The sequence below is a fragment of the Synechococcus sp. GFB01 genome (assembly GCF_001039265.1).
Classification (GTDB): Bacteria; Cyanobacteriota; Cyanobacteriia; order PCC-6307; family Cyanobiaceae; genus NIES-981.
Window position 1 is genome coordinate 1 of the sequence record NZ_LFEK01000100.1, and the last position, 4,239, is coordinate 4,239.

General features: G+C 67.3%; 2 protein-coding genes. Both read left to right on the forward strand.

The genetic code is table 11. The annotated features are described in order from the left end of the window. Positions 1-119: 119 nt before the first annotated feature. Positions 120-1,325 carry a glycosyltransferase family 4 protein gene (locus SYNGFB01_RS09870; protein WP_048017889.1) on the forward strand — a complete coding sequence of 402 codons (1,206 nt, stop codon included), beginning with the start codon at positions 120-122 and terminating at the stop codon, positions 1,323-1,325. 1,131 nt (positions 1,326-2,456) lie between these two features. Then, on the forward strand, positions 2,457-3,593 hold the full coding sequence (locus SYNGFB01_RS09880; RefSeq protein WP_048017891.1) for an IS5 family transposase: 1,137 nt from the start codon (positions 2,457-2,459) through the stop codon (positions 3,591-3,593). Positions 3,594-4,239 lie beyond the last annotated feature (646 nt).

A 4,239-nucleotide genomic window follows, 5' to 3' on the forward strand; every position in this document is an offset into this window, starting at 1 on the left:
GCCGCTACGGCCTGCTGCCGGTGCTCTGGTTGCTGGCCGGGATCGCCCTGGTGGCTGCCCTGGTCGAACAGCCCTGGCGCCGCTGCTAGCTTGCTGGATCTCAACCCTGTCGCGCCGCGGTGGCCCACATTGCCTGGCTGGGCAAGAAGTCTCCGTTCTGCGGCAATGTCACCTACGGACTGAGCACCACCGAGGCGCTGCGGCAGCGCGGCCACGGCATCAGCTTCATCCACTTCGACACGCCGGCCACCCACCTGGGGCGATCCAGTGGCTTGATGGCGACCGCCGACACCGCGGAAACCGATGCGATCAGCTCCCCGGCGCCCCCCGACGTGGCGCTGAGCTACCTGGTGAAATCGCAGGTGTACACGATTCCCTCGCCGGGAGCCCAGCGGGAGCTGCGGGAATCGCTGGAGCGGCTGCAGCCCGATCTGGTGCATGCCAGCCTCACCCTCTCGCCGCTCGACTTCCGGCTGCCGGATCTCTGCCAGCAGCTGGGACTGCCGCTGGTGGCCACCTTCCACCCGCCCTTCGATGCCGGCCTGCGCAACCTCACCGCCGGCACCCAGCAGCTCACCTACCAGCTCTATGCGCCGTCGCTGGCCCGCTACGACCGGGTGATCGTGTTCTCGGAGCTCCAGGCGGAGGTGCTGCAGCGGCTGGGGGTGCCCGCCGCCAGACTGGCCGTGATCCCCAACGGCGTCGACCCTCACACCTGGCGACCGGCCGGGCCGTCCCCTTCTCCCGAGCTGGCGGAGCTGCGCCGGCGCTTCGCCGGCCAGCGGGTGTTTCTCTACATGGGTCGGGTGGCCACCGAGAAGAACGTGGAGGCCCTCCTGCGGGCCTGGCGACTGGTCCGCCCACACGGCTGCGTGCTGGTGATCGTGGGTGATGGGCCGCTGCGCGGTCCCCTGCAGAGCGCCAACCAGGAAGCGGATGTGGTGTGGTGGGGGTACGAGCCGCGGCTGGAGATCCGGGTAGCCCTGCAGCAGCTCGCGGAGGTGTTCCTGCTGCCGTCGTTGGTGGAGGGGCTGTCGCTGTCGCTGCTGGAGGCGATGGCCAGCGGCACCGCCTGCGTGGCCACCGATGCCGGCGCCGACGGCGAAGTGCTCGATGGGGGGGCGGGCATCGTGATCAGCACCCAGGGGGTCACCACCCAGCTGCGCACCCTCCTGCCGGTGCTGCGCGATCAACCGGTGCTCACGGCCGAACTCGGCCGCCGGGCCCGCCAGCGGGCCGTGGAGCGCTACAGCCTCAGCGGCAACATCGACGNCCTCGAGCGGCTCTATGCCGGGCTGCTGCCGAGTCGCAGCCTGGNCGCCTGAGCCCCGGCCCGCCCAAGCGCCAGGGCCACGGAAGCACCACGGGTGGTGTCCTGTCAAAACAACTACGGCTCATCTGGTGTTTCCTCGCTACGCTCGCGCCGATCGCCAGCCCGGCCGATCACCACGCCCAGCATGACTCAGCGGCATGAACACCCTCGTGAAATCCCTGACCAGCAGCCTGATCCTGGAGCCGGAGGAGGAACAGCCGGCCGCCCCTCCCACCGTGTACACCACCGCGATCTGCACCGATGCCGATCTGGTGACCTGCCTCAGCGGCATCGCTCAGATCACCANGGGGCTGGGCTTCACCGCGCACCCCGAGACCCTCTACCGGCAGGACGGCAGGAGCGCGATGTACCACGTGGATCACCACAGTGCCGGCGTGGCCCTGGCCGTGGACTGCAACCCGGAGCGGCGCACCGTGTCGATGGCGGTCACCGGCTTCGATGACGAAGCCACCCACGCGGCCTTCCGCGATCTGGAGCGGGCCCTGTTCGGCGACTGCTGAAGGGGCAACCCCGCCCCGCAAGCCGAATCAACGATAGGCATTGATGCCGACGGATCGATCGGCGGCACGAGCCACACTGAAATCAGTCGCACGCTCTCCGATGGGTCTCGATCTGCTCCTGGCGACGTTCCTGCCTGCCCTGCTCCTGGCCGGCTCACTGCTGTTCCACGTGGCACGCGAAGAGGCCGAGCGACCCGGAACCTGAGGCGCTGCCCCCCGAAGTGGGGGCTGCTCAAGAGGGTCTGCACAGGAGGATCCGCAGAACGAGGATCCGCAGAACGGCGGCTGAACGGAGAGGGTGTCAGTCCGTATAGACGCCAAACAAGTCCCGTACAATCCAACCAAGACCAGAGACCATTGCTTCCCACAACACATCCCACAACACACGATCAGGACTACATGGGACGCAACAGGACAGAAGCAGGGTGCGCCTAAAGAGGCTGAGGGGGATCGTGGGTCTAACCACGGGACTCCTAGGGAATCTCTGGGTAAACGGGGCTTGAGCGGCGCTGGGCACAGCAACGCTGCTTTGACGGTGATTCGTCTTTGAGGCGATCTCGTGGTTAGGAGGCTGCTGAAAAACTGGTCCAGCCGCGGGAGAATGGCCCAACGGCACTGAGCGGATGCGCGGCCAGCAGGAACGCACCGGTCCTCTGTTCTCCTACGTCTCCACAGAAGAGCGGATCCCCAAGGCCCATCCCCTGCGGCAGGTGCGGCGGCTGGCCGATCAAGCCCTGGATCGCCTCAACCCCACCTTCTGCAGGCTCTACCCCGAGGGTGGGCGCCCCTCGATCCCGCCGGAGCAGCTGCTGCTGGCCCTGTTGCTGCAGGCGATCTACGGCATCCGCTCGGAGCGGATGCTGATCGAGCAACTGGACTACAACCTGCTGTTTCGCTGGTTTGTCGGCCTCAACCCGGACGATCCCGTCTGGCATCCCACCACATTCACCAAGAACCGCGACCGGCTGCTCAACGAGGAGCTGATGGCGATGTTCCTGGAGCTGCTGCTGGCCTCGCCGGAGGTCAAGCCGCTGCTGAGCTCCGAGCACTTCTCGGTGGATGGCACCCTGCTGCGGGCCTGGGCCTCGCACAGCTCGCTGGAGCGGATCGACGGAGGCGATGACGATCCGCCACCGCCCAGTGGCGGCAATGGGTTTGGCTCAGGCTCCGCCAAGGGGAAGAAGCGGGCCAAAGGAGATTTCCGCGGTCTGCTGCTCTCCAACCAGACCCACCGCTCCCGCAGTGACGGCGAAGCCCGGCTGTTCCGCAAGTCCAATGGCACTGGGGCGTTCCTCAGCTACCTGGGCCATTGCCTCATGGAGAACCGCCATGGCCTGGTGGTGGCCAGCGAGGTGACCCCAGCCGATGGCTACGGCGAGCGTTCGGCAGCGGTGCGGATGGCGAGTTCGCTCCCCGGCGCTCACCAAAAGACACTGGGAGCCGACAAGGGCTACGACACCAGGGATTTTGTCGCCGACGTCCGCTTTGCCGGCATCACGCCGCATGTGGCGCAGAACATTCAGGCGCGTCGCCGCTCCGCCATCGACGGGCGAACCGTTCGGCATCAGGGCTACGGCAAGTCGATCAACGCAAGGAAGCGGATCGAGCAGGTGTTTGGCTGGATCAAACAGGCCGCGGGGCTGCGGCAGCTCAAGGCCCGAGGTCGATCCCGGGTCGGAGCGGTGTTCCGGTTGCATGTGGTGGCCTACAACCTGATCCGTCTGGCCAACCTGCTCAGCCCGAGGGGGGCGCTGGCATGAAACGGGCAAAGCAAGGCGAGAAGGGCAGATCAGGCGCCCGGACCCCCGTGCAGAGGTCCGGAGACCCCGCCCGCTTTGCAGGACAACGCTGCCGATTGGCGCAGCCGACGGGCCGGTCAGAACAAGTCGGAGTGGCGAGACTCGGATTGGCGGGTATTTCAGCAGCCTCTTAGGCGATCACTCAATCCCATTCGAAGCGGTCGAGGCCATCTGCCGCCTGCGAGATCCGGATCTGCTCGAACTCGGCTGGCAGCGCCTTCGCGAATGTCCGCCGCAGCCGTGGCTGTGGTATGGCCGCCTCTGGTTGTGGCGCAGTGCCGGAGAGCGATGGAACTGGGATCCCTGGGCCGATTCGTCCGCCCGAGAGATCCTTCCCCAGCTGCCCCTGGAGGGCTTGCGACGTCTCGCCGCCGCCGCGTCAGAGAGTTGCCTTGCCCCGCCCTCCGAGTGGCAGCGCGACCTGCAGTCCTGCCTGCAGGCCAGCGTACAGCCTGACACCTTTGCGGTCGCCTTGGCGGCAGGCGTGTATGCCGCGCTCAGGCCGAGCCTCCGCCGCCCCTGGCACAGCTGGGATTCGCCCGAAGCCGCCGATCCGGAAGCCCTCGACGGCCTAGCTCAGCCACTCTGCGTGAAGCCCACGCCAGGC